At 64.0% G+C, this 3,390-nt stretch carries 5 protein-coding genes; all 5 read right to left on the bottom strand.

Going from position 1 to position 3,390, the window contains the following annotated elements; all coding sequences use genetic code 11:
* A partial coding sequence (locus tag CSR00_RS29595; protein WP_176562335.1) for an MspA family porin occupies nt 1-229 on the bottom strand: 229 nt, incomplete at its 3' end.
* A gap of 295 nt (nt 230-524) precedes the next feature.
* Nucleotides 525-1,178 (bottom strand): porin MspA, encoded by a 654-nt coding sequence (locus tag CSR00_RS29600; RefSeq protein WP_099025910.1) that lies wholly within the window; start codon nt 1,176-1,178, stop codon nt 525-527.
* Nucleotides 1,179-1,420: 242 nt separating this feature from the next.
* Nucleotides 1,421-2,074, bottom strand: a complete 654-nt coding sequence (locus tag CSR00_RS29605) for a porin MspA (protein ID WP_099025911.1) — start codon at nt 2,072-2,074, stop codon at nt 1,421-1,423.
* A gap of 272 nt (nt 2,075-2,346) precedes the next feature.
* The gene (locus CSR00_RS29610; protein WP_099025912.1) at nt 2,347-2,988 is read right to left on the bottom strand and encodes a porin MspA; all 642 of its coding nucleotides are present in this window, start codon (nt 2,986-2,988) and stop codon (nt 2,347-2,349) included.
* 275 nt (nt 2,989-3,263) lie between these two features.
* On the bottom strand, nt 3,264-3,390 hold a 127-nt coding region (locus CSR00_RS29615; protein WP_176562268.1), incomplete at its 5' end, for an MspA family porin.

Raw genomic sequence — 3,390 nt, forward strand, 5'->3', positions numbered from 1 at the left:
CCGCATAGACCGCCTTGCCCGAGTGGAACCACTCGCGGGTCAGCCGGTTGCGGTCCAGCGGATAGACGCCGTTGAGGAAGGTGTCCCACTGCTGAATCGTCAGGGTCCGACCCTGACCGTCGACCAGACTCAGCTCGTTGTCCAAGCCCGCATGCGAAGTGCCCGTGCCCACGAAGAGCGCCGCGAACGCAGCGACCAACGCGACCAAAACCCGACCGATTACCTTCATTATTCGCCCCAACTGTCCGTTTTCGGTGGTGATCCTGATGGCTCACCGATGGTGGCCGCGCCCGGCAACGCTGCCGAGCCCGGTGCAGGAACGGACGAGTGAGCACCACCCGGGTGTTCCTACTTTGGTTTCATCGCTTCGACTGTGAAAAATGTAACGCAATGCAACCAAAGTTTTCGGAGTTTTCGGTGAGCCTAACGGGACGCTGGGGGCAGACGTGCTATATGCGGCCCGCGTGACCGGCGGCGGTGCGCACGCCCGACACCGCAGGACGGGCAGCCGCCCGGGCCGGAGGTCAGTTCATGTTCCAGGGCTCACCGTAGGTGGTGACGCTGTCACCGGCCGAGGAGATCAGCCGGGCGTAGGGACGCAGCAGCACACCACCGGCAGCACCGGTCACCGTGCCGTGCGCGTTGGACACCGCCACCGCACCGTTGGGACCCTCGACGTCCACCGAGAAGGTCGCCACTTCCTGAATGCCCGGGCCGTTACCCAGATCGGCACTGATCGACACCCCCGGAAAGAGCGGCGGAGTCGTAATCCCCGGGAACGGATCGATATAGAAGTCCGGGCCCAACGGCCCGATGAAATCCTGCGCATCCAAAGCGATGTTCGGGGTGGTGTAGCTGAAATTGATGCCCACACCCAGCGACCACGGGAAGCCCACCTGATACCCCAGCTCCAGCGTGCCCTCGAAATCATCGGCACCGTCACCGGTGACCGCATAGACCGCCTTGCCCGAATGGAACCACTCCCGGGTCAGCCGGTTGCGGTCCAGCGGATAGACGCCGTTGAGGAAGGTGTCCCACTGCTGAACCGTCAGGGTCCGACCCTGACCGTCGACCAGACTCAGCTCATTGTCCAAACCCGCATGCGAAGTGCCCGTGCCCACGAAGAGCGCCGCGAACGCAGCGACCACCGCCACCAAAACCCGACCCGATATCTTCATGTTCTCCCTAACAGACGCAACGGCGACACGAGGAATCCGGCGGCGTCATCGCAGCCGAAAGGCAACATGGCGCATGTTTCACGCGCCACCCATTCATTGAGGCAGACGGAACGTAAGCCGGGCGTTTGGGAATCACGGCCCGACGACGCTCAGCCGTAGCAGAGCGCGAGCCGTCCCGACATCCGGACCGCGACAGGCAATCTGGGCGTTACGCAGGAGGGTGCGTCATTTGTCGGCGGGGGTCAGTTCATGTTCCAGGGCTCGCCGTAGGTGGTGACGCTGTCACCGGCCGAGGAGATCAGCCGGGCGTAGGGACGCAGCAGCACACCACCGGCAGCACCGGTCACCGTGCCGTGCGCGTTGGACACCGCCACCGCACCGTTGGGACCCTCGACGTCCACCGAGAAGGTCGCCACTTCCTGAATGCCCGGGCCGTTACCCAGATCGGCACTGATCGACACACCGGGGAAGAACGGCGGAGTCGTAATCCCCGGGAACGGATCGATGAAGAAGTCCGGGCCCAACGGCCCGATGAAATCCTGCGCATCCAAAGCGATGTTCGGGGTGGTGTAGCTGAAATTGATATCCACACCCAGCGACCACGGGAAGCCCACCTGATACCCCAGCTCCAGCGTGCCCTCGAAATCATCGGCACCGTCACCGGTCACCGCATAGACCGCCTTGCCCGAATGGAACCACTCCCGGGTCAGCCGGTTGCGGTCCAGCGGATACACCCCGTTGAGGAAGGTGTCCCACTGCTGAACCGTCAGGGTCCGACCCTGACCGTCGACCAGACTCAGCTCATTGTCCAAACCCGCATGCGAAGTCCCCGCACCCACGAAGAGCGCCGCGAACGCAGCGACCACCGCCACCAAAACCCGACCCGATATCTTCATGTTCTCCCTAGCCGTGTCCCTGTTCGGGGAGTGCCGGCAAGCCCACCGCCACCCGTCTGTCGTCGAGACAGACGAAACGTAAGCAAGGGATTTGTGGGGCCGCAACGCGGGGACGGCGCCGTCAGCAAATTGAGATCAATCACGCTCAAACCGAGACCGCCTGGCAATCCGGCGTTTACGGGCGGCGCCGGCAACGCCGACGGCGACGGCACAGATAGGGGACGGCCCCCGGCGGTGTCGCCGGGGGCCGTCTTAGTCGAGTCTGGAGAGGGTCAGTTCATGTTCCAGGGCTCACCGTAGGTGGTGACGCTGTCACCGGCCGAGGAGATCAGCCGGGCGTAGGGACGCAGCAGCACACCACCGGCAGCACCGGTCACCGTGCCGTGCGCGTTGGACACCGCCACCGCACCGTTGGGACCCTTGACGTCCACCGAGAAGGTGGCCACTTCCTGGATGCCCGGGCCGTTACCCAGATCGGCGCTGATCGACACACCGGGGAAGAACGGCGGAGTCGTGATGCCCGGGAACAGGTCGATCGATCCGGGAGAGATGAAGTCCTGGGCGTCCAGGGCGATGTTCGGGGTGGTGTAGCTGAAGTTGATGCCCACACCCAGCGACCAGGGGAAGCCCACCTGGTAGCCCAGCTCCAGCGTGCCCTCGAAATCATCGGCACCGTCACCGGTGACCGCATAGACCGCCTTGCCCGAGTGGAACCACTCGCGGGTCAGCCGGTTGCGGTCCAGCGGATAGACGCCGTTGAGGAAGGTGTCCCACTGCTGAATCGTCAGGGTCCGACCCTGACCGTCGACCAGACTCAGCTCGTTGTCCAAGCCCGCATGCGAAGTCCCCGTGCCCACGAAGAGCGCTGCGAACGCGGCGACCAACGCCAGCAGCACCCGACCAAATACCTTCATGTTCTCCCTAGCTGTGTCTGCGGTGATCCGAGGAACTCACCAATACCGTTGCCGTCCTTGCCCTGACGGCAGCCCACTCGTCGTTGAGACAGAGGAAACGTAAGCAGGCCGTGATCGCGCTGCAACGTGGCGACCGCTTCTCCCAGCGAATTGACAGCTGTTCCCAGTCAATTGGCAGGGCGGGGACATTGTGGGTTCATAGTTGGTCCGCAGAATTCACATGAAACGGCCCCCGGCGGTGTCGCCGGGGGCCGCGTCAGTTGACCGAGAGGAGGTCAGTTCATGTTCCAGGGCTCACCGTAGGTGGTGACGCTGTCACCGGCCGAGGAGATCAGCCGGGCGTAGGGACGCAGCAGCACACCACCGGCAGCACCGGTCACCGTGCCGTGAGCGTTGGACACC

Source organism: Mycolicibacterium palauense (assembly GCF_002592005.1).
In the GTDB taxonomy this organism is placed as follows: domain Bacteria; phylum Actinomycetota; class Actinomycetes; order Mycobacteriales; family Mycobacteriaceae; genus Mycobacterium; species Mycobacterium palauense.

What these genes read in the sequence shown, in the direction of transcription:
- CSR00_RS29610 (WP_099025912.1), bottom strand. Translation starts at nt 2,988, where the DNA reads ATGAAGGTATTTGGTCGGGTGCTGCTGGCGTTGGTCGCCGCGTTCGCA.
- CSR00_RS29605 (WP_099025911.1), bottom strand. Translation starts at nt 2,074, where the DNA reads ATGAAGATATCGGGTCGGGTTTTGGTGGCGGTGGTCGCTGCGTTCGCG.
- CSR00_RS29600 (WP_099025910.1), bottom strand. Translation starts at nt 1,178, where the DNA reads ATGAAGATATCGGGTCGGGTTTTGGTGGCGGTGGTCGCTGCGTTCGCG.